Source organism: Streptomyces sp. NL15-2K, from assembly GCF_030551255.1.
Classification (GTDB): domain Bacteria; phylum Actinomycetota; class Actinomycetes; order Streptomycetales; family Streptomycetaceae; genus Streptomyces.
On the sequence record NZ_CP130630.1, the window covers coordinates 3,780,993 to 3,802,138 of the forward strand.

At 70.4% G+C, this 21,146-nt stretch carries 14 protein-coding genes; all 14 read right to left on the reverse strand.

The window, feature by feature from the left end:
• Positions 1-39 precede the first annotated feature (39 nt).
• The 14 genes from Q4V64_RS16675 to Q4V64_RS16740 all read right to left on the reverse strand — a co-directional run bounded on the left by Q4V64_RS16675 (position 40) and on the right by Q4V64_RS16740 (position 21,136).
• Positions 40-2,130 carry a hypothetical protein gene (locus Q4V64_RS16675; protein WP_124442351.1) on the reverse strand — a complete coding sequence of 697 codons (2,091 nt, stop codon included), beginning with the start codon at positions 2,128-2,130 and terminating at the stop codon, positions 40-42.
• 188 nt (positions 2,131-2,318) lie between these two features.
• Positions 2,319-3,818 (reverse strand): bifunctional cytidylyltransferase/SDR family oxidoreductase, encoded by a 1,500-nt coding sequence (locus Q4V64_RS16680; RefSeq protein ID WP_124442334.1) that lies wholly within the window; start codon positions 3,816-3,818, stop codon positions 2,319-2,321.
• Positions 3,819-4,267: 449 nt separating this feature from the next.
• Positions 4,268-5,818, reverse strand: coding sequence for an alkaline phosphatase D family protein (locus Q4V64_RS16685; RefSeq protein WP_124442333.1), 1,551 nt, complete (start codon positions 5,816-5,818; stop codon positions 4,268-4,270).
• A gap of 296 nt (positions 5,819-6,114) precedes the next feature.
• A complete protein-coding gene (gene obgE / locus Q4V64_RS16690; RefSeq protein WP_124442332.1) occupies positions 6,115-7,551 on the reverse strand; it encodes a GTPase ObgE in 1,437 nt (478 codons plus the stop codon).
• Positions 7,552-7,664: 113 nt separating this feature from the next.
• Positions 7,665-7,919: a 50S ribosomal protein L27 gene (rpmA, locus tag Q4V64_RS16695; RefSeq protein ID WP_030051735.1), complete on the reverse strand. Its 255-nt coding sequence runs from the start codon at positions 7,917-7,919 to the stop codon at positions 7,665-7,667.
• Positions 7,920-7,933: 14 nt separating this feature from the next.
• Positions 7,934-8,254 (reverse strand): 50S ribosomal protein L21, encoded by a 321-nt coding sequence (rplU, locus tag Q4V64_RS16700; RefSeq protein ID WP_007449531.1) that lies wholly within the window; start codon positions 8,252-8,254, stop codon positions 7,934-7,936.
• 210 nt (positions 8,255-8,464) lie between these two features.
• Positions 8,465-9,058 (reverse strand): dTDP-4-dehydrorhamnose 3,5-epimerase, encoded by a 594-nt coding sequence (rfbC, locus tag Q4V64_RS16705; RefSeq protein ID WP_124442331.1) that lies wholly within the window; start codon positions 9,056-9,058, stop codon positions 8,465-8,467.
• Positions 9,059-9,114: 56 nt separating this feature from the next.
• Positions 9,115-11,112, reverse strand: coding sequence for a glycosyltransferase (locus Q4V64_RS16710; RefSeq protein ID WP_124442330.1), 1,998 nt, complete (start codon positions 11,110-11,112; stop codon positions 9,115-9,117).
• Positions 11,109-12,032: a dTDP-4-dehydrorhamnose reductase gene (rfbD, locus tag Q4V64_RS16715; RefSeq protein WP_124442329.1), complete on the reverse strand. Its 924-nt coding sequence runs from the start codon at positions 12,030-12,032 to the stop codon at positions 11,109-11,111. The genes Q4V64_RS16710 and rfbD overlap by 4 nt, the downstream gene beginning before the upstream one ends.
• A 112-nt stretch (positions 12,033-12,144) precedes the next feature.
• Positions 12,145-13,158 carry a dTDP-glucose 4,6-dehydratase gene (rfbB, locus tag Q4V64_RS16720; RefSeq protein ID WP_124442328.1) on the reverse strand — a complete coding sequence of 338 codons (1,014 nt, stop codon included), beginning with the start codon at positions 13,156-13,158 and terminating at the stop codon, positions 12,145-12,147.
• Positions 13,155-14,222, reverse strand: coding sequence for a glucose-1-phosphate thymidylyltransferase (locus Q4V64_RS16725; protein WP_124442327.1), 1,068 nt, complete (start codon positions 14,220-14,222; stop codon positions 13,155-13,157). Before Q4V64_RS16725 ends, rfbB begins: the two co-directional genes overlap by 4 nt.
• A gap of 256 nt (positions 14,223-14,478) precedes the next feature.
• Positions 14,479-18,846: an Rne/Rng family ribonuclease gene (locus tag Q4V64_RS16730; RefSeq protein WP_124442326.1), complete on the reverse strand. Its 4,368-nt coding sequence runs from the start codon at positions 18,844-18,846 to the stop codon at positions 14,479-14,481.
• A 247-nt stretch (positions 18,847-19,093) separates the two neighbouring features.
• Entirely contained in the window at positions 19,094-19,873 is a 780-nt protein-coding gene (locus Q4V64_RS16735; RefSeq protein ID WP_124442325.1) for a TIGR03936 family radical SAM-associated protein, read from the reverse strand.
• 48 nt (positions 19,874-19,921) lie between these two features.
• The gene (locus Q4V64_RS16740) at positions 19,922-21,136 is read right to left on the reverse strand and encodes a hypothetical protein (protein WP_124442324.1); all 1,215 of its coding nucleotides are present in this window, start codon (positions 21,134-21,136) and stop codon (positions 19,922-19,924) included.
• Between the last annotated feature and the right edge of the window lie 10 nt (positions 21,137-21,146).

A 21,146-nucleotide genomic window follows, 5' to 3' on the forward strand; every position in this document is an offset into this window, starting at 1 on the left:
AGGATCACCCTCAAGGACCGGGCCCTGTGGCCAGAGCTGTCAGCCCGCGGACACGCCGTCCGCCTCGCCGTCCGCCGACGCCCGCTGTCCGGGCACCGCGTTCGCCATTTCCGCCTCAGCCTCCGCCTCAGCCGTTTCGGCCGCGGCCCGTGACTCCTGGCCGACGTTGCGCGTCTCGGCCTTGATCGCCAGGTTCGCCACCGCCGTGTTGAACTGGTCGATCGACGTCGGCTCGTCCGGGCCCAGCAGGTAGCGCTTGAGCTCGCCACGGTCCTCGGCCAGCGGGTCGGCCGCGGGATCGCGTACGGCGTCAAGGAGGCCGCCCAACTCACCCGCGCTATTGGACAGGATGACCGCGGCCCGCACGGCGGTGTTCTGCCGCTTGAACTCCTCCACGCCGAGCTCGGCGGAGTCCGTGACGGCGTAGGGCTTGCCGCTCGCGATGAAGTCGGAGACCACGCTGGAGATGTCGGAGACCATCGCGTCGGAGACGTTGAAGCAGTCGTACAGGCGCGGCTCGGCGCCTGTGATCACGCGGTGCTCGTAGGAGGGGAAGGAACGCCAGTAGGCGTCGTTCCACTCGGCGCGCAGGCGGGCGATCTCCTCGTGCTTCTTGACGTCGACCAGACCGTCGCGGGTGGCCTCGGCCTCGTCACCCTTCTCGGTGCCGCCACCAGACAGCTCGGCGAGCCGGGCCTCGATGCCGGCCAGCTCAGCCTTGGCGCGGTCCTGGGCCGCCGTATCCGCCGTGAACCGCGAGTCGGCGGCGCGCTCCGCGGCGGCCTTCTGCACCAGGGCGGTGATGCGCTGGTGGGCGGCCTTGGCCTGCGGGCTGCGGGTGCCGGTGAAGGGGTGCGGCTTGTACAGGACACGGACCGGCGGGTCGGCCTTGACCAGCTTCTTCACGATGTTCTCGCCGGCCAGCAAGATCGAGGTGTTGCCCGGGTTGTCGTCCCAGCCCTCCCAAGTGGGGGCGTACAGCACCGTCGGCATACGGCCGTCCGGCACCCCCTGCCAGGTCTGGATCGGCGCCAGTTGCGGTCGGCCGACCTCGACGATGTCCTCGTCACGGACGCCGACGTCGGCGATGGCGTAACGGTCGCGGCCCGCGCGGCCGGCGGTCCACACCTCGTCGTAGACCTTGCTGAACGGGTTGACGCTGGCCAGCTTGTCGCTGTCGCCGTGGCCGATGAAGACGTGCTTCATGGTGGGCACGCGCAGCATGTGGATGTTCTTGCCGACGTTCGCCGCGTACAGGGTCACGCGTACCGTGGACAGGTCCATGTTCATCAGGTGCACCCCTCCGGGCACGCAGACGACGGGGACCGTGGTGGGCGCCAGGTTCGCGAGGATGACCCGCTCGCGCAGGATGATCAGCGGCCTGGAGTCCAGCTGCTCCATGGTCTCCAGCCACATGTTGACCTGGTACGCGGAGTCCTTGGAGCCGGAGAAGTACAGCACCGTCTCGGGCTTGTACTCGCGCAGCCACTCGTCGACCGCGTCCAGCACCTTCTGTGGGTTCGGCGGGGTCTTGCGACCGCGGACGTACGGCATGAGCTTGAGGACGTACCCGGTGCCCAGGCCGAGGGTGATGCCGATGCCGTAGAAGCCGAACGCGGCCGACTCCACGGCGGCGGAGACCAGGATGCCGGCCACGGCCGCGAGGTCGAGGTGGAGCATCTTCTCGGCGGAGCGGTTCAGCAGCCCCTTCGGCGGGGCGTCCGGGATGCGGATGCGCGAGGCCAGGTCGATGTTGCGGGTGGCGACCGGCATCCGGCGGCGGTTGCGGATCAGGGTGACCAGCGCGCCGTGCGGGGCCTGGAGGCCGTAGAAGGCGATGAAGCAGGCGATCGCGCCGTAGTAGATCAGGTTGTCCGCGAGGGACAGCCGGGCCAGCAGCAGGATCAGCAGCAGCTGCCGGATCAGGAAACGGATCGACAGGCCGGCCCGTACCTTGCTGAGGCGGTTGATCAGATAGCTGCCCTTGCGGTGCAGATAGTGGTCCGCCAGGTACGTCACGGCGGCCGCGGTGGCGAAGGCGGGAACGCTCGGGACGAGCGCGGCCAGCATGAGTGCCGGGTAGCCCAGCATCATGAGGGCCGCCGCGGCCAGCTCGGCCGCGCTGCCCACCCGGGCGACGCGAATAGCGGTGGATATCACGGAGAACCTGCTCTGGGAGGGGTGCCGGTTGTAAAAGCCGAGAACGTCCGGAAAGCGAATGGTGAAGGCTCCGGGAGAGTACGGATTCAGGCCCCTGCGAACACTCCCTGAACAGGAAGCCACAGAGGCCTGAATGGCAGACGACTATTTGCTGGTGATTATGCCACGCCGTCCTGGCGGTCCAGGACGGCGGCCAGCGCCTGCTCGAAGCCGGAGGCCTTCCCGGCGGCCGCCGTCGGGTCCTGCTGGCGGACGTCGATGACGTGCCCGGTCAGCTCGGACAGCAGCACGTCGAGCGAGGTGCGGGCCACGGCCTCGGAGGAGAGCAGGCTGCCCGCGGGCTCCTGACCGAAGGCCTTGGTGCGCATCGGGGTGGCGGTGCGCTCGGGGTTGATGCAGTTGACGCGGATGTCGTCGCCCGCCCACTCGTCGGACAGGGCCTGGGTGAGGTTCACCATGGCGGCCTTGGTCGAGGAGTAGAGGCTGTACTCGGCGCGGCCGCGGGTGTAGCTGCTGGAGGTGTACAGCAGCAGCTGTCCCTTGGTCTCGGCCAGGTACTTGTAGGAGGAGCGCGCGATCTGCACCGGGGCCAGGTAGTTGACCTTCAGCGCTTCCTCGATGGTGGCGTTGTCGGTCTCGGCCAGCTTGCCGATGCGCAGCACTCCGGCGGTGTTGACGACGTAGTCGATGCGCCCGGTCTCGGCGTACGCCTTGGACAGCGCGTCGTCGACCTCCTCCGGGTTCTCGACGTGCGTGCCGGTGGTGGAGCGGCCCAGCGCGTACACCTTGGAGCCGTAGGACTCGGCGAGTTCGGCGATGTCCTTGCCGATGCCGTAACTGCCGCCGAAGACGACGACCGTCTTGCCGGTCAGCAGCTCGCGGTAGGCCTCCTCGGAGACCTGCTCGGGCGCGGCGGTCGAGGCCAGCTGGAACAGCTTGTCGGCGATGAAGACGTCGACGGGCTGGGTGACCTTCATGTTGTACTCGTCGCCCGCGACGACGTGGATCGGCACGTCCGGAAGGTACTTGAGTACGACGGAGCAGTCGTCCGTGGCCTGGAAGTTGGGGTCGCCCGCGGCGACCTCGTAGGCGCGACGGATGGTGGACAGCTTGAAGGCCTGCGGGGTCTGGCCGCGGCGCAGGCGGGAGCGGTCCGGGATCTCGGTGATGAACTCGCCGTCCTCGCCGTGCGTGCGCGTGACGATGATGGTGTCCGCGGACGGGATGGCGACGTCGACGGCCTGGTAGCGCTCCAGCGCGGCGACGCAGTCGTCGATGACGCGCTGCGCCAGCAGGGGGCGTACGGCGTCGTGGAACAGGACGTTCGCGTCCTCGCCGTCGGCCAGCCCCTCGCCCAGGGCGGCGATGGCGCGCTCGGTCGTCTCGTTCCGGGTGGAGCCACCCTCGATGATCTTCTTGACCTTCTGGAACCCGGCCTTGGCGACGATCTTCTCGATGTCGGGCACGTAGCCCGGCGCCATCAGCACGATGATGTCGTCGATCGAGTCGGCCTTCTCGAAGGTGGTCAGGGTGTGCTCGATGACTGCCTTGCCGGCGATCTTCAGCAGCTGCTTGGGGATCGACAGACCCACCCGCTGACCGGTGCCACCGGCCAGGATCACTGCGGTGGTTCGGGGCTTGGCTATGCGCTGTGACACAGGTGACCTACCTTGGGGCGACAGGGAACTTGGAAATGGTCCCACTTCGGGTAACCGCAGTGCAAGGTGAGCGACCGCCACCGCATATGTGCGCGCAACCTGTCATTCACCTTGGACTGCCGGTGATTGGCGAACCGTTCCGTCGGCGCCTGTCGCCGACCCGTGGAAATGCTGTGAGTAAGTCCACAGCTCAGTGCCGTCGCAGTGCCGCGGCGCCGGCCACGAGCGCTCTGTGAGGCAGGTCGATCTTCACGTCGCCGAAACCAGGAGTGCACGTATTCTTCATATGCGTCACAGCACCCTATCGGACGCGCTGTGAATACAGCTCGCCGGGAGGCCATTGCCGCGGATCCCACGGAATTCCATTCGCCATGTCCGGAACCTGCTGCGGAACATGACAAAAGGCCTGGGACACCGATGGGTCCCAGGCCTTCGCGGCTGCTACGGCGTCACACGACCCGCACGCCCGGCCGTCCCGCCTCGACCCGCAGCTTGGCCAGCGTGCTCGGCGTGGACTTCGGCTGTCGCACCGTGTCCACGATCCGCACCCGCGCGTCGATGCCGTCCCGGCGGATGTCGAGGAGGTGGTAGCCGCGGTGGGCGTCGAGCAGCTTCCAGTGCGGGTTGTCCCCCATCCGCGGGTCCCATTCCTTGCGGAAGGCCGCCTGGTCCTGGTCGCCGTTGGCGGAGATGGAGGTGCCGACGAACTCGGCGCCGACGACGGCGGACTTCGGATCGGCGAAGTCCTCCTTGAGGTCGCTGATCATCGTCAGGTGCCGGTCGCCGGTGAGCACGACCGGGTTGCTGACGCGCTTGAACTCCTTCAGGAACTGGTTGCGTTCGACCTGGTAGCCGTCCCAGGCGTCGTAGAACCAGAGCTTGCCGGCGCCGACCTGGAGGTCGGTCTCGGCCATCATGATCTGCGAGGCGATCAGGTTCCAGCGGGCGGGCGACTCGCGCAGCCCCTTCAGCAGCCACTGCTTCTGGTCGGCGCCGAGCATCGTCAGCTTCGGGTCCTGGGCGCCGGCCTGGCTGGTCGCCTGGTCGCTGCGGAACTGCCGGGTGTCCAGCACGTTCAGCCGGGCCAGGCGGCCGAACTCCAGGCGGCGGTACATCCGGATGTGCGGGCCGTTCGGTACGGCCGTCGCGCGCACCGGCATGTGCTCGTAGTACGCCTGGTAGGCCGCGGTCAGCCGGGCCACGAACGCGTCGTGCGTCTGCTTGTCCGGGTCCTGCGGGATCTCGCCGGCGAAGTCGTTGTCCACCTCGTGGTCGTCGAAGGTGACCACGAAGGGCGCGTTCGCGTGCATGGTGGCGAGGTCGGGGTCGGTGCGGTACTGCGCGTACCGGTTGCGGTACTGGGTCAGCGAGAACGGCTCCCCGGTGCCCTCGTGCCGCCGTACGCCCGTCGCCGACGGCGTCGACTCGTAGATGTAGTCACCGACGAACAGCACGATGTCCGGGTCCTGGTCCAGCATGTCGGCGTACGGCGTGAAGTAGCCGTGCTGCCAGTTCTGGCAGGAGGCGAGCGCCACCTTCAGGTTGCCGCCGGAGCTGTACCAGGAGGGCGCGGTGCGGGTGCGGCCGGTACGGGAGATCTGGCCGCCGGTGCGGAAGCGGTACCAGTACGTACGGCCCGGGCGCAGGCCTCGTACATCCACGTGAACGCTGTGCCCGTATTCGGGCCGGGCCTGGGCGGTGCCCCGGCGGACGACCGTTCTGAACCTGGCGTCCTCGGCGAGCTCCCACTGCACCGCGACCGCGCGGTTGGGCATGCCGCCGCCGTTCAGCGGGTCCGGCGCGAGCCGCGTCCACAGCACGATGCCGTCCGGCAGCGGGTCACCGGACGCGACACCGAGCTTGAACACGCCGTCGGGCAGCGGGGGTTCGGCTGCTCGGGCGGTGTTCGGCAGCCACAGCTGGGCGGAGGCCGTGGCGCCGAGCACGGCGGCCCCGGCGGTCAGAAAACGGCGTCGGTCGGGCGATACTGCTCCCGTCATCGGGTGAACTCCCTTGCATCGCTGGCCTCTTGGACACTGCGAAGTTCACCCGCCGGGCGGTCCGTCCGCTGAACACGCGTATGCGTGCGCATGACAGCTAGGGAGACAACAGAAGACCCGTTGCGACACGGGAACCACGCGGTGAACGTGAGCTTGTCGCAACGGGTCTAACGGGGTGTCAGTTGACAGAGATGCGGGCGCTGTTCAGGACGACTTCAGGACGACGGATACGCCAGAAAAAGCCGGAGCAGCCGGAACGGTCAGAACAGCCGGAACGGTCAGAACAGCCAGAACGGTCAGAACGGCTCGAAGTCGTCGAACTCCTGCGTCGCCTCGTCCCGCTCCGCCTGCCGGTCCCGGCGGCGCTGGGCCGCGGGGCGCGGGGCCTCGAAGCGGTGGTCCTCGCCGCGACGGCCCAGCATCTCGGCGCCGGACATCATCGACGGCTCCCAGTCGAAGACGACCGCGTTGTCCTCGGGCCCGATGGCGACACCGTCGCCCGACCGGGCGCCCGCCTTCATCAACTCCTCTTCCACACCGAGGCGGTTGAGACGGTCGGCCAGGTATCCCACGGCCTCGTCGTTGTTGAAGTCGGTCTGCCGCACCCAGCGTTCGGGCTTCTCGCCCCGGACCCGGAACAGCCCCTCGTCCTCGCGCGTGACGGTGAAGCCCGCGTCGTCCACGGCCTTGGGCCGGATGACGATCCGCGTGGCCTCCTCCTTCGGCTTGGCGGCCCGCGCCTTGGCGACCAGGTCGGCGAGCGCGAAGGACAGCTCCTTGAGACCCATGTGCGCGACGGCGGACACCTCGAAGACCCGGTACCCGCGAGCCTCCAGGTCCGGCCGGACCAGCTCCGCCAGTTCCTTGCCGTCCGGTACGTCGATCTTGTTCAGGACGACGATGCGGGGACGGTTGTCCAGGCCGCCGTACTCGCGCAGCTCCGCCTCGATGACGTCGAGGTCGGAGACGGGGTCGCGGTCGGACTCCAGGGTGGCGGTGTCCAGCACGTGCACGAGTACGCTGCACCGCTCCACGTGCCGCAGGAACTCCAGGCCGAGGCCCTTGCCCTGGCTGGCGCCCGGGATGAGTCCCGGCACGTCGGCGATGGTGTAGACGGTGGATCCGGCGGTGACGACACCCAGGTTCGGGACGAGGGTGGTGAAGGGGTAGTCCGCGATCTTCGGCTTGGCGGCGCTCAGCACCGAGATCAGCGAGGACTTACCGGCGCTCGGGTAGCCGACCAGCGCCACGTCGGCGACGGTCTTCAGCTCCAGGACGATGTCCTGGAGGTCCCCCGGCTCGCCGAGCAGCGCGAACCCGGGCGCCTTGCGGCGCGCGGAGGCCAGCGCCGCGTTGCCGAGCCCGCCCCGGCCGCCCTGCGCGGCGACGTACGACGTGCCGTGCCCGACCAGGTCGGCGAGCACGTTGCCCGCCCTGTCCAGCACCACCGTGCCGTCCGGCACCGGCAGGATCAGGTCCTGCCCGTCCTTGCCGGAGCGGTTGCCGCCCTCGCCGGGCTTGCCGTTGGTGGCCTTGCGGTGCGGGGAGTGGTGGTAGTCGAGCAGCGTGGTGACGGACTGGTCGACCGTGAGAATCACATCGCCGCCACGCCCGCCGTTGCCGCCGTCCGGGCCGCCGAGCGGCTTGAACTTCTCACGGTGGACGGAGGCACAGCCGTGACCTCCGTTACCCGCGGCGACGTGCAGCTCGACGCGGTCCACGAAGGTGGTCATGGGATGTGCCTCCAGTTACGTACGGGAATGTCTGTTGATCAACCTGATCAACACGCGAAAGGCGGACCCGCTTCCCGTGAGGGAAGTGAGGTCCGCCTCGCGAAAGCTTCCGATCAGGCGACCGGAACGATGTTCACGACCTTGCGGCCACGGCTGGTGCCGAACTCCACCGCACCGGCCTGCAGCGCGAACAGCGTGTCGTCGCCGCCACGGCCGACGCCCGCGCCCGGGTGGAAGTGGGTGCCGCGCTGGCGGACCAGGATCTCGCCCGCGTTGACGACCTGACCGCCGAAGCGCTTCACGCCGAGGCGCTGAGCGTTGGAGTCACGACCGTTACGGGTGGACGATGCGCCCTTCTTGTGTGCCATCTCTCCTCAGTCCCTTACTTCGCAGCCGCGGGGATCTCAGTGACCTTGATCGCCGTGTACTGCTGGCGGTGGCCCTGACGACGGCGGTAGCCGGTCTTGTTCTTGTAGCGCAGAATGTCGATCTTCTGGCCCTTGTGGTGGTCCACGACCTCGGCCTGGACCTTGATGCCGGCCAGCACCCACGGGTCGCTGGTCACAGCGTCGCCGTCGACAACGAGCAGGGTCGAGAGCTCGACCGTGTCGCCAACCTGGGCGGTGGAAATCTTGTCAACCTCAACGATGTCGCCGACAGCAACCTTGTGCTGGCGACCACCGCTGCGCACGATGGCGTACACGCGGATCTCACTCTCTCGCTCGGGAACGGCACCCCCGCAGTCCAGCCGCACGACGCACCGGCGGCCTCTCCAGAACACCCAGTGCCCTGGAGGAAGAGGTTTACGGGGATGTGGCACGTCTATGGACACGCCGACGGTCAAGGTTACGGGGCCACGACCGAAAGGGTCAAACCGGGGTTAGGCCGGGGGGTCAGGCCCGGAAGCCCCGGTTCAGCGGCCGAGGCTCTCCCGATAGGCCACGCAGTCCTCGTAAGAAGGCAGCAGGCCCTGCTCGCGGGCCTGGGCCAGGGTGGGCGCCTGCTCGTCCTTGGGGGAGAGCAGCGGGGTGACGTCCGCGGGCCAGTCGATGCCGAGGGCCGGGTCGAGCGGGTGGATGCCGTGCTCACGCTCGGGGGCGTAGCCCTCGGAGCAGAGGTAGACCACGGTGGCGTCCTCGGTGAGCGCCATGAAGCCGTGACCGAGGCCCTCGGACAGGTAGACCGCGTGGTGGTCCTGGTCGTCGAGCCGGACCGCCTCCCACTGACCGAAGGTGGGCGAGCCGGTCCGGATGTCCACGATCACGTCGAGGACCGCGCCGCGCACGCACTTGACGTACTTGGCCTGGCCGGGCGGCACGTCCGCGAAGTGGATGCCGCGCAGGGTGCCCCGGCTGGAGACGGACATGTTCGCCTGGGCGAGGGTGAGCGGGTGGCCGGCCGCCTCGGTGAAGACAGGTGCCTTGAACCACTCGTGGAAGCTGCCCCGGCCGTCGGGGAAGACCTTCGGCTCGTGCACCCAGGCGCCGGAAAGGGAAAGGGGTCGCATCGCGGAGTCCTCAGCTCTTCTTCCTACTTCTTCTTGCTACTACTTCTTACTTCTTCTTACTTCTTCTTCTGCTGGTTCGTCAGGGCGCGCTTGAGTCGCCCGGCAGCCCGGCGCCACAGCGGACGCGTCGGACGCGGCCGGGCGGGCTTCTTCTCCGCGGCGGGCTTGGCCGGCGGGGTGTGCCGGTCGATCACCCGGGCGGTGCCCTCGGCGTCCACCACCACGTCGACGGGGAGCCGGGTCCAGCGTGCCTCACCACGGGCGGGGGACGGCACGCCGATCCGGACCGCCCAGCGGCGCCCGGTGAGCTGCCCCAGCAGCAGCGGGGCGCTCACGGTACGGCCGTCCACCACGGCGTCGGCGGGGAACTTGCCCACGTTCTTGCGCTCGAAGCGGAGCCGCACCGGCTCTGCGGAGTCCGCCGCGAGGTGCAGCGGCAACGGGAGCCGGACGGTGGAGCCGTCGACCACGCCCGCGGCCGGGTCCATCAGCGCCACGGCCTCGCGCTCCAGCTTGCCGGTGTGCTGGTCCACGTCGAGGGAGAGGTTGCCCGGCCCGTCGGTCCAGTACGGCAGGACCATCCGCCTCGGCTCACCGGTGAGCGCGGCCAGCCGCCCGGCCTCCACGTCCTCGCCGCGCACCGCGCCGAGCCGGGTCTCCTTGCTCCAGCCGCAGGACTTGATGCGCAGGTGCAGGTCCCAGATCCCCTTGGACAGGGGCGCGCCCGCGGCCGCGGTCTCCGGGTCGAGTACGGCGCGGGCGGTGATCTGCTGGCGGAAGGAGCCGTCGCCCGCCTCCAGGCGGTGCGTTTCGCAGTTCACCGGGAGGTAGTACTGGGTGGCGTCCTCGCGGTGCCGGACCACCAGGTCCACGTCGCTGCGGTCCAGCGGGGCGTCCAGCGCGATGCCTTGGTCGGCCAGGGTCTTCAGCGCCTTGTCGGAGAGCGGCAGGCCGAGCAGATCGCGGTCGTCGTCCCGGCGGAAGGTCATCGGAGCGCCGTCGACCTCGTACTCGGCGCTGAGGCCGACGTTCAGGACGCCTCCCTCCCAGGCCAGGGAGGTCAGGCTGCCGGTGGGCTTGATCCCGGCCTCCCAGCGGGCGAGTTCCCTGACGTCCTGGTAGAGATCGGCGATGACCAGTCCGGCCACCACCCGCTGGGTGAGGGCGACACGGGCGAGGACGCCCGGTCCGAAGCGTTCGGTGACCACGCCGCGGATCTCGCGGTAGAGCTCCTCGGCGTAGTCCTCGGGAAGCTTGAGGAGCCGGTTGCCGCGCAGCCGCTCGACCATCTCGTTGCGCAGCCAGCGGCTGAACAGCTTGTCGCGCAGCGGACCCGGCTCGGTGAGTTCCTCGACCACGTCGAGGGCCTCACGGAGGTTCCCGAAGTAGCCGACCGGGTCGAAGCGCTGGAAGCCGGCGTTGGAGCCGTCGTCCCGGGTGATGTGGTAGTAGCACAGGTAGTCGCCGAGGACGGCGACGCTCTTCGCCCGGAGATACGCCTCGGCGACGAAGACGTGGTCCTCCAGCCGGCGGCGGCCCTCCTTGAAGCGCATGTCGTGCTCGTTCAGGAACTCCCGGCGGAACATCTTGTGCGGGGTGAGGCTGTCGATCAGCGGCGCGTTCTCCACCGTGGCGCGCGGCCGGTTGACCCGGAACAGCTCCTGCGGGACCGGGCGGCCGATGCCCGCCATCTTGCCCACGACGACATCGGCGTCGTTCGCCTTGCCGTAGTCGTACATCCGCTCCAGGGCCTCGTCGCCGAGCCAGTCGTCGTGGTCGACGAACATCACGTACTCGCCGCGGGCGGCCGCGATGCCGGTGTTGCGGGGGCGGCCGGACCAGCCGGAGGACTCCTGGTGGATGACGTGCATATGGGAGTGCTCGGCCGCCAGCTGGTCCAGGCGGGCGGGCGTCTCGTCGGTGGAGCCGTCGTCGACGAAGAAGACCTCGAATTCGTCGGGGGTGAGGCTCTGCCGCAGCAGGGACGAGACGCAGTCCTCGACGTACTTGCCGGGGTTGTAGACCGCGATGACGACGCTGACCTTGACCGTCACGCCGGATTCTCCTTCGTCTGGGCCCGGTGGATCTCCGGGAATGCCTCGGTGAGCGCCGCGCGCCAGTCGCGCGGCGGCTCGATGCCGACCGCGCGGAGGCGGTCGTGGCCGAGGACGCTGTAGGTCGGTCGGGGGGCGGGGCGGGTGAATGCCTCGCTGGTGGTGGGGCGGACCCGGTCCGGGTCGGTGCCGAGCTGGCGGAAGATCTCCCGGGTGAAGCCGTACCAGGTGGTCTCGCCGGAGCTGGTGCCGTGGTAGATCCCGGCCGGGGCGGTGCCGGCCAGGGCTGCGCGCCCCAGGGCGAGCAGCAGGCCGGCCAGGTCGGCGCTCCAGGTGGGCTGGCCGCGCTGGTCGTCCACGACGTCCAGGGTCTCGCGCTCGCCCGCCAGGCGGATCATGGTGCGGACGAAGTTGGGGCCGCCCGTGCCGTACAGCCAGGCGGTGCGGACCACGTAGCCGTGGTCCGGGAGGGTCTTGAGGACGGCCTGCTCGCCGGCGAGCTTGGTGCGGCCGTAGGCGCTGCGCGGGGCGGTGGGGGCGTCCTCGGCGTACGGGGTGGTGGCGTCGCCGGCGAAGACGTAGTCGGTGGAGACGTGCAGCAGGACGGCTCCGGTACTGGCGCAGGCGGCGGCGAGGTGGGCCGGGCCGTCGGCGTTGACGCGGTGCGCCTCGGCCTCTCGGGTCTCGGCGTCGTCGACGGCGGTCCAGGCCGCGCAGTTGACGACCACGGCGGGGCGGTGACGCTCCAGCGCCCGCTGTACGGCCTGGGCGTCGGTGAGATCCAGCTCCGCGCGGGCCGGCGCGACGGACCGCTCGCCCTCGGCGGCCAGCCTGGCCAGCACGTCCTGGCCGAGCATGCCGTTCGCTCCGGTGACCAGCCAGCCGGCCGGGGCGCTTGCCTGTTCCTGTATCGGGTTCATGCCTCTTCTTGTCCTGTGTGCACGAGGGCGGGGGCCGCCGCCGGTGGCCCGGGCGCGCGGAACGCATGAACGGGCCCGGGACGGACCCGGGCCCGCGGAGATGGGCGGCGCGTCAGTTCAGGGCCGCGCGCTCCTTGAGCGGTTCCCACCAGGCGCGGTTGTCGCGGTACCACCGCACGGTCTCGGCGAGGCCTTCGCGGAAGTCCTTGCGGGGCGCGTACCCGAGCTCCTCGCGAATCTTGGTGCAGTCCACCGAGTAGCGGCGGTCGTGGCCCTTGCGGTCCTCGACGTACTCGACGCTGGTCTCCCAGTCGGCGCCGCACGCCTCCAGAAGCAGCCCGGTGAGCTCCTTGTTGGAGAGTTCGGTGCCGCCGCCGATGTTGTAGACCTCGCCCGCGCGGCCCTTGGTGCGGACCAGTTCGATGCCCTGGACGTGGTCGTCGATGTGCAGCCAGTCGCGGACGTTGCCGCCGTCGCCGTACAGCGGGACCTTCTTGCCGTCGAGGAGGTTGGTCACGAAGAGCGGGATGACCTTCTCGGGGAAGTGGTGGTGCCCGTAGTTGTTGGAGCAGCGGGTGACGCGGACGTCCAGGCCGTGGGTGCGGTGGTAGGACAGCGCGATCAGGTCGCTGGACGCCTTCGCCGATGAGTAGGGCGAGTTGGGTTCCAGGGGGTGGGTCTCGGGCCAGGAGCCCTCGTCGATCGAGCCGTAGACCTCGTCGGTGGAGATGTGCACGAAGGTCTTGACGCCGGCCCGGTGCGCCGCGTCGATGAGCGTGTGCGTGCCCACCACGTTCGTGCGGACGAACTCCGCGCCGCCGTCGATGGAACGGTCGACGTGCGACTCGGCGGCGAAGTGCACGACCTGGTCGTGCTCGGCCATCAGCTTGCCGACCAGCTCGGGGTCGCAGATGTCGCCCTGCACGAAGGCGAACCCGGGGTGCGTGCGCACCTCGTCGAGGTTGGCCGGGTTGCCCGCGTATGTCAGCTTGTCCAGGACGGTGATCGCGACATCACCGGGGCCCTGGGGGCCGAGCAGCGTACGGACGTAGTGCGAGCCGATGAAACCGGCACCGCCGGTCACCAGAATCCGGGTCGGGTGGGCGGGAGAGGTGGGGGCCGTCATGAAGAGATCTGCACCTTGCTGTGATCACCGAGCACGAGCCGGTGGGCCTTGAGGTTACGGGGAGCGGGCGTGACTTCGACGTCGCGCCCGATGAGCGAGGCCTCCACCCGGCGCACGCCGGTCACGGAGGAGCCGCGCAGCACGATGGAGTACTCGATTTCGCTGTCCTCGATCCGGCAGTCCTCGGAGACCGAGGTGAAGGGGCCGATGTACGCGTCGTTCACCACCGAGCCGGCACCGATGATCGCGGGTCCGACGATCCGGCTGCCGCTGACACGGGCGCCCGCCTCGATGCGCACCCGGCCGATGATCTCGCTGCCCTCGTCCACCGTGCCCTCGTTCACCGGCTGCACGGTCTCCAGGACGGACCGGTTGACCTCCAGCATGTCGGTGACGTTGCCGGTGTCCTTCCAGTAGCCGGAGATCGTGGTGGAACGGACGTCGCGCTGGGCGTCGATCAGCCACTGGATGGCGTGCGTGATCTCCAACTCGCCGCGCCAGGAGGGCTCGATGGAGCGGACGGCCTCGTGTATGGCCGGGGTGAACAGGTAGACGCCGACGAGCGCCAGATCGCTCTTGGGCTGCTTCGGCTTCTCCTCCAGGCCCACCACCCGGCCGTCGCCGTCGAGTTCGGCGACACCGAAGGAGGTCGGGTTGGGGACCTTGGTCAGCAGGATCTGCGCGTCGGGCCGCTCGGTGCGGAACTCCTCCACCAGACCGGTGATGCCACCGACGATGAAGTTGTCGCCGAGGTACATGACGAAGTCGTCGTCACCGAGGAAGTCCTGGGCGATGAGTACGGCATGGGCGAGTCCCAGCGGCGCTTCCTGCGGAATGTAGGTGACCTTGATCCCGAAGAGGGAGCCGTCGCCCACCGCCTCGCGGATTTCGTCCGCGGTGTCGCCGACGATGATTCCGACCTCACTGATCCCCGCTTCGGCGATCGCTTCCAGACCGTAGAAGAGCACAGGCTTGTTGGCGACCGGCACCAACTGCTTGGCCGAGGTGTGGGTGATCGGGCGGAGGCGGGTGCCCGCTCCCCCGGAAAGCACGAGAGCCTTCACGTATTGCGCCCCAATACTCTGCTTATACGGGGACTAAAATCCCAGTTTGTCCGAATTTAGCCTCAATCTAGGTTCACATCATAACCTTGCTCGGCGGTCATCCATTCACCTGCGATTCACGCATTCGATTCCAGTGCGACGGACCGCGGGTCGCGTGAGAAATACGTGAGAAACAAGGTGAGAAACCAGGTGAGGAACAACGTGATCCGCCCCCAGTCGGACCGGGGGCGGATCACCTTTCTCGTACTGCGGCGCGTCAGCCCTCGTCGGCGGTGGACGAGACGGACGGGAGCGACCGGTGCTCGGCCGCCACCGTCTTCTTCGACGCCGCCTTGGCGGCGGTCGTCTTCTTGGCCGCCGCCTTCTTGGCGGTCGTCTTCTTCGCGGCGGTCTTCTTCGCAGCCGTCTTCTTGGCCGCCGTCTTCTTGGTGGCGGCCTTCTTCGCCGTCGCCTTCTTCGCCGTCTTACGGGCCGCCTTCTTCGCCGGAGCCGCTTCCTCGGCCTCGGTGGCCTCCTCCTCGGCGGCCTCCTCCGCAGCGGCCGGTGCCTCCTCCGCGGCCGACGGGACGACCACGACGGCCGCCTCCTCGGACGCGGTGGGCGCGGTGGCCTTGCGCACGGCGCGACGCCGCGGGCGGGCCGGGGCGGCGCTCTCGGCGGGCGCCTCGGTCTGCTCGGCCGGGGCCTGCTCGACCTGCGGTTCGGGCTGCGCCTGAGGCGCCGGCGCGGTCTCGGTGACCGTCACCACGGCCGCCTCGGCCCCCGCGGGGGAACCGGCCGGCGCGGACACCTTGCGGGTGGCGCGGCGGCGTGTACGGCCCTTGGGCGCGGCCTCCTCCACGGCTGGAGCCTCGACGACCGGATCTTCTATGGCGGCGGGCTCGGCGTGCGCGACGGCGGCCTCCTCCGGCTGCACCGGACGCCGGATCTCCTCCTGGACGGACACGTCCTGAGCCGTGGGAGCCTCGGCCCGCGCCTCCTCCCGCCTCTCCTCACGCCGGTCCTCGCGCCTCGGCGCGCCCGCCGGAGCCGACGCCCGCCGGCTCGTCCGGCGCCGCGTACGACCGCGCGTGGCCGCGGCCTCCGCCTCGGCGACGCTGCCGTACAGCTCCTCGTCCGGCGCGAACTCTGGCTCGGGCAGCGCGATGGGCTCGGCAGCCTCGGCCACCACCTCGGCGACCGTCTCCTCAGGAAGCTCAGGAACCTCAGCAACCTCTACGGTCGCCACGGCCTCGTGCTCATGCACATGCCCGTCCCCACCGCGGCCGCGCTTGCGGCGCTTGCCGCCGCCCCCGACGGCGGTCGGCTGCTCCATGTGCACGATGACACCGCGACCGTTGCAGTGGACGCAGGTCTCGGAGAACGACTCCAGCAGACCCTGCCCGACCCGCTTGCGGGTCATCTGCACGAGCCCCAGCGAGGTCACCTCGGCCACCTGGTGCTTCGTACGGTCCCGGCCCAGGCACTCGAGGAGACGCCGCAGGACAAGATCCCGGTTGGACTCCAGGACCATGTCGATGAAGTCGATGACGATGATGCCGCCGAGGTCGCGCAGCCGCAGCTGGCGCACGATCTCCTCGGCCGCCTCCAGGTTGTTCCTGGTGACCGTCTCCTCCAGGTTGCCGCCCTGACCGGTGAACTTTCCGGTGTTGACGTCGACGACGACCATCGCCTCGGTCCGGTCGATCACCAGCGAACCGCCACTGGGCAGCCAGACCTTGCGGTCGAGGGCCTTGGCGAGCTGCTCGTCGATCCGGTACGTGGCGAAGACGTCGACCTCGGAGGTCCACTTCTGCAGCCGCTCGGCGAGATCCGGCGCGACGTGCGAGACGTACCCGTGGATGGTCTCCCACGCGTCGCCGCCGCTGACGACGACCTTGGTGAAGTCCTCGTTGAAGATGTCCCGCACGACCCGGACGGTCATGTCCGGCTCGCCGTACAGCAACGTCGGCGCGTTGCCGCCGTTCTTGGCCTTCTTCTGGATGTCCTCCCACTGCCCCTGCAGCCGCTCGACATCACGGCGCAGCTCGTCCTCGCTGGCGCCCTCGGCGGCGGTGCGCACGATGACGCCCGCGTCCTCGGGGACGATCTTCTTGAGGATCGTCTTCAGCCGGGCCCGCTCGGTGTCGGGCAGCTTGCGGCTGATGCCGGTCATCGAGCCCTCGGGCACGTAGACCAGGTAGCGGCCCGGGAGGGACACCTGGCTGGTGAGGCGGGCGCCCTTGTGGCCGATCGGGTCCTTCGTCACCTGGACGAGCACCGACTGGCCGGACTTCAGGGCGGACTCGATGCGCCGCGGCCCGTTGGCCATGCCCAGCGCCTCGAAGTTGACCTCACCCGCGTACAGCACGGCGTTGCGGCCCTTGCCGATGTCGATGAAGGCGGCCTCCATCGACGGCAGCACGTTCTGCACCTTGCCGAGGTAGACGTTGCCGACGTACGAGGTCGACTGCTCCTTGTTGACGTAGTGCTCGACGAGCACGCCGTCCTCCAGGACGCCGATCTGCGTACGGTCGCCGTGCTGGCGGACGACCATCACCCGCTCGACGGCCTCGCGCCGGGCCAGGAACTCGGCCTCGGTGATGATCGGCACGCGCCGGCGGCCCTGCTCACGGCCTTCTCGGCGACGCTGCTTCTTGGCCTCCAGGCGGGTCGAGCCCTTGATGGACTGCACCTCGTCGGACGGCTCGGCCTTCGGGCGGGGCTCGCGGACCTTGACGACGGTGCGCTCGGGGTCGCTGTCGCCGGGCTCGGCCTCGACGGACGTGTCACCGGCCCGCCGACGACGGCGCCGGCGGCGACGGCTGCTGCTGCTGGAGCCACCGGACTCCTCGCGGTCCTCCGCGGTGTCCCCGGCGTCCTCGGTGTCTTCCTCGACCTGCTCGGCGGTGTCCTCGGCGTCCTGCGCGGCCTGCGCTGCGGCGAGCTCGTCGCTGTCGGCCTCCTGGGACTCGTTCGACTCGCCCTCAGCGGACTCGCCGCGGCGACGGCGACGGCCGCCCCGACGCCGACGACGGCGCGAGCCGGTGTCCTCGGCCTCGTCACCCTCGACGGTGTCCTCGGCGGACTCCTCGGCCTCCTCCGGCTCCTCCTCCGCCACGGCGGTCTCGGCGGCGGGCCGGGCCTCGGACTCCTGTGCCTGGTCGGAGCCGCGCCGACGGCGGCGACGCCGCGCCCCGGCCTGCTCCTCCGGGACCTCCTCGGTCTCCTCGGCCACCTCGACCTCCGCCTCGGCGGCGGCCTGGGCGGCGGCCCTCTCCGGCGTCTGGAACTGCGGCTCGGTGAACACGGGCGCCTGGAACACGGCGACGGCGGGCCGTGCCGGCCGGCGCGGACCCTCGTCCTCGGCAGCCTCAGCAGCCTCGGCGCCCTCGGCCACGGCCGACCGCGCGGGCTCGGCGAACCCGGTGGCGGCCTTGCGCGCGGCCCTACGACGCCGACGCGGGGTTTCCTCCACGGGAGCCTGCGGCGCCTCGGCGCTCTGGACGGGCTTGCGCTCGACAGCGGCGGGTGCCTGCGGCTCCTGGGCGGTCTCGCCCTCGAGGGCGGCGGGGTGCGCCTCGGGCTCGAGCGCGCCCGTCACCGCGGCCGCCTCGACCGTCTCGGCCTCGGTTCCGGCCTCGGCAGGTGCCGCGACGGGCGCGGACACGCGGCGGGAGGCGCGCCGACGGGTACGACGCGGGGCGGTGTCGTCGGCAGTCTCAGCGGACGCGGGCTGCTCGGACGTGGCTTGCTCGGACGCGGGCTGCTCGGCGGCCACGGCTGCGGTACCGGTTGTGAGGTCCACCGGCTCACCGGCGCTCTCCGCCGTCTCGGCGGCCTGCGCCGCCTCAACCGTCTCGGTGGCGTCGGCCGCCTGCGGCGCACCGGCGGGGGCGGAGGCGCGACGAGAGGCACGCCGACGCGTACGAGCGGGGGGCGCGGCCTCGGAAGCGGCCTCGGAAGCAGCCGGGGCCTCGGCAGCAGGCGCTTCGGTGTCGGCGATCGCGGGCACGACTGTCTCGGCAGCCTCAGCGGCAACAGGGGCAACGGCAGGCGCGGACACCCGACGGGTCGCACGCCGACGCGTACGAGGCGGCGCGGCGTCCTCGGATGCGGTCCCCGTCTCCGTCCCCGTCTCCATCTCTGTCTCCATCTCTGTCTCCGCGACATGCGCAGGCTCCTGCGCGACGGCGGCAACGGCGGCAGCGGGGACAGTCGGGGCACTCGCCGCCACAACAGTCTCAGCGGCCTCAGAAGCAACAGGCGCGGACACCCGACGGGTCGCACGGCGACGCGTACGAGCGGGGGGCGCGGCCTCGGAAGCGGCCTCGGAAGCAGCCGGGGCCTCATCGGCCCCTTCGGCCTCGGCACTCTCGACAGCCTCAGCGGCGACGGCAGTCTCCTCGGTGGCCTTGTCGTCCTCGTCTGTCACGAGTTCGGTGACAAGTTCGGTGACGAGTTCCTCGGGCTCCGCGGCCGCCACGGCCGTCGCGACGGTCTCCGTCGGCGTCTCGGAGGACCCGACCGGCGGACCCGCCGGCCGGGAAGCGGCACGGCGCCGACGGCGCGGCGGCAGGGTGTCGCTGGGGGTGTTCGGTTCGGAGCCCATGGCGGACTCTGTGGGTTCGGTCGGTTCGAGCATGCGGGCGTTTCTCCCGTCAGGCTCCCGGGCGCCGCACCTGGTCCGGCTAGGGTGCCGGTGACGTCCGCGGCTCGCGCTGTGCGCGGTGCCGCCGTCCGGGGCGCGGGCGCCGCACGGGAGCTCTCTGTGTCCTGTCTCGCCGGTTCCGTACGCCGAATGCGTACGGCCTGGCGAAAGTCTTCTGGTCGGTGCGCTGCCCGACCCAGGTGGCTCCCGAGTCCCAGGGCGGCGCTTACGACGTCCGTCCCTACGCGGAACCTTCCGGCACCAACGCCGTCGCGGCGGCAGCGTGAGCGGCCGTCGAGAGGGCCACCGCTGCCTCGCGGTCGGGCGCGAGCGGGTCGGTCACCGTGCCGGTCTCTTCATCGAAAAGCCCCTGCGCCAGCCTGGTCACCGCTGCGGGGACCGGCGGCGCCAGGTCGGCCACGGCGCGGAGACCGGACAGGACGTCGTCGGGTCGTACGGCAGGCGTCACGTGCCGAACCACCAGCCGCAGTATCGCACAGGGCTGGTCGGTCGGCCTATCAGCCGTCGAACCATGCGTTTCAAGCTGCGAGACCGCCGGGCGGGCGTCGAAGGTCCGGACGCCGTTCTTGGTCTTGCGCTGGACCTCCACGGACTCGGCGGCCTTGAACGCCGCGACCGCGCGCTCGGCCTCCGCCGGGTCCACGCCGTCGAGCCTGAGCTCCCACACGGAAGCCGTCAGCCGGTCGGCGAGACCCGAGGTCCGGGCCGCGACCGCGTCGATGACGTCGAGCCCGGCGGGCAGCGACTCGTCGAGCAGCACCCTGAGCTTGTCCGGGTCGCGCGGCTCGGTGAGTGCGATCTCCAGGTACTCCGCCTCACTGCCCGTGCCGGTGGGTGCGGCATTGGCGTACGACACCTTCGGATGCGGCGTGAACCCCGCCGAGTACGCCATCGGCACGTCGGCACGGCGCAGCGCACGCTCGAAGGCGCGCTGGAAGTCACGGTGGCTGGTGAACCGGAGGCGGCCGCGCTTGGTGTAGCGCAGTCGGATGCGCTGCACCGCGGGTGCGGGCGGCGGGCCTTCGGGCTGTCGCTTGCCCAGTGTCGTTCAGTCCTTCGTGAGAGCGGTCGTACTGGTACCAAGAGTACGTGTGTCGCCGCCCGTGGGTTCCCGCCGCTCCACCACCTGCGGCCGCCTCGGCTCCCCGAAGACCATCCGCCGGAAGTCGGCGCGCGCCTGCCGGGCGGACTCCCGGGCGGAGGCCAGGGCCTGCCGGGTGACCCGCCCCACACCGCGCGCGGCCTCGGCGACGGGCCGCAGCACCGCATCGCGCACGGCATGCCCGACCGGCGTCAGCACGCTCCGGTACGCCCATCGCACCGGCTCCACGAAGATCCACCGGAAGAGCGTTCCGAGGAACCTGCCGACGGCGAGCGAGATGTGCCCGGCGATCCGCCAGGCGTGCCCCAGCGCCTCCCCGATCTCCCGCCCGACGACGGCGAGGACGCGTCCGACGGGTACGAGGACCCAGCGCCACAGGGCGAGGGCGGGCAGGACGAGCAGGATCCGTGCGATCCAGTACAGGGCGATCCCGATCCCGGTGACGATCATGCCCAGGCCCCACACCAGGCCCTTCGCGCACCAGGCGATCGCGTGTCCGACAGGCGTGAGGATCCACTCGTACACCCACACGGCGGGGACGACGACGAGATACCGCACCAGCCAGGCCACGACGGTGTAGATGCCGACCCCCAGGGCGGCGAGCACCGCACCCAGACCCTTGAGCACCCACATGAAGGCGTGCCCCACGGGCGTCAGCACGCGCGCGTAGACCCACGCCAGGGCGGCCCCGATCCCCCGCCCGCACCACGCCAGCGCCGCCCCGATCCCGCGGGCGCACCACACGATGGCCGCCCCGATCCCGCGCGCGCACCACGCGAGGGCCTGCCCGACGGGCGTCAGCACATACCGGTACAGCCAGACGGACGGCACGACGACGAACACATGCCCGAGCCACGCGAGCGCCGTGCCGAGGGGAACGAGGACATACCGCCACAGCCCCACGAGCGGCCAGACGAACACCACCCGCCCGACCCACATCAGCGTCCACTCCAGCGCCCGGCCCACCGGCCGCAGCACGGCGTCGTTCAGGAACCGCCCCGCGACGACGAGCGCGTCCCACACCATCCGCACCGGCACGACCAGCACGAGCACCACGATCCGCACGGGCAGGCGCACAGCCACCACGAGACATCCCTCGGGCCCCTGTGCCTGGTCGTGCTGCCGCGGTGGCGACGGCGACGACGGCTTCTCCAGATCCATACCGGCGTAG

Excerpts from the sequence above, each read along its gene's own strand:
- Q4V64_RS16685 (WP_124442333.1), bottom strand. The coding sequence starts at position 5,818 with ATGACGGGAGCAGTATCGCCCGACCGACGCCGTTTTCTGACCGCCGGG.
- obgE (WP_124442332.1), bottom strand. The coding sequence starts at position 7,551 with ATGACCACCTTCGTGGACCGCGTCGAGCTGCACGTCGCCGCGGGTAAC.
- rpmA (WP_030051735.1), bottom strand. The coding sequence starts at position 7,919 with ATGGCACACAAGAAGGGCGCATCGTCCACCCGTAACGGTCGTGACTCC.
- rfbC (WP_124442331.1), bottom strand. The coding sequence starts at position 9,058 with ATGCGACCCCTTTCCCTTTCCGGCGCCTGGGTGCACGAGCCGAAGGTC.
- rfbD (WP_124442329.1), bottom strand. The coding sequence starts at position 12,032 with ATGAACCCGATACAGGAACAGGCAAGCGCCCCGGCCGGCTGGCTGGTC.
- rfbB (WP_124442328.1), bottom strand. The coding sequence starts at position 13,158 with ATGACGGCCCCCACCTCTCCCGCCCACCCGACCCGGATTCTGGTGACC.
- Q4V64_RS16730 (WP_124442326.1), bottom strand. The coding sequence starts at position 18,846 with ATGCTCGAACCGACCGAACCCACAGAGTCCGCCATGGGCTCCGAACCG.
- Q4V64_RS16740 (WP_124442324.1), bottom strand. The coding sequence starts at position 21,136 with ATGGATCTGGAGAAGCCGTCGTCGCCGTCGCCACCGCGGCAGCACGAC.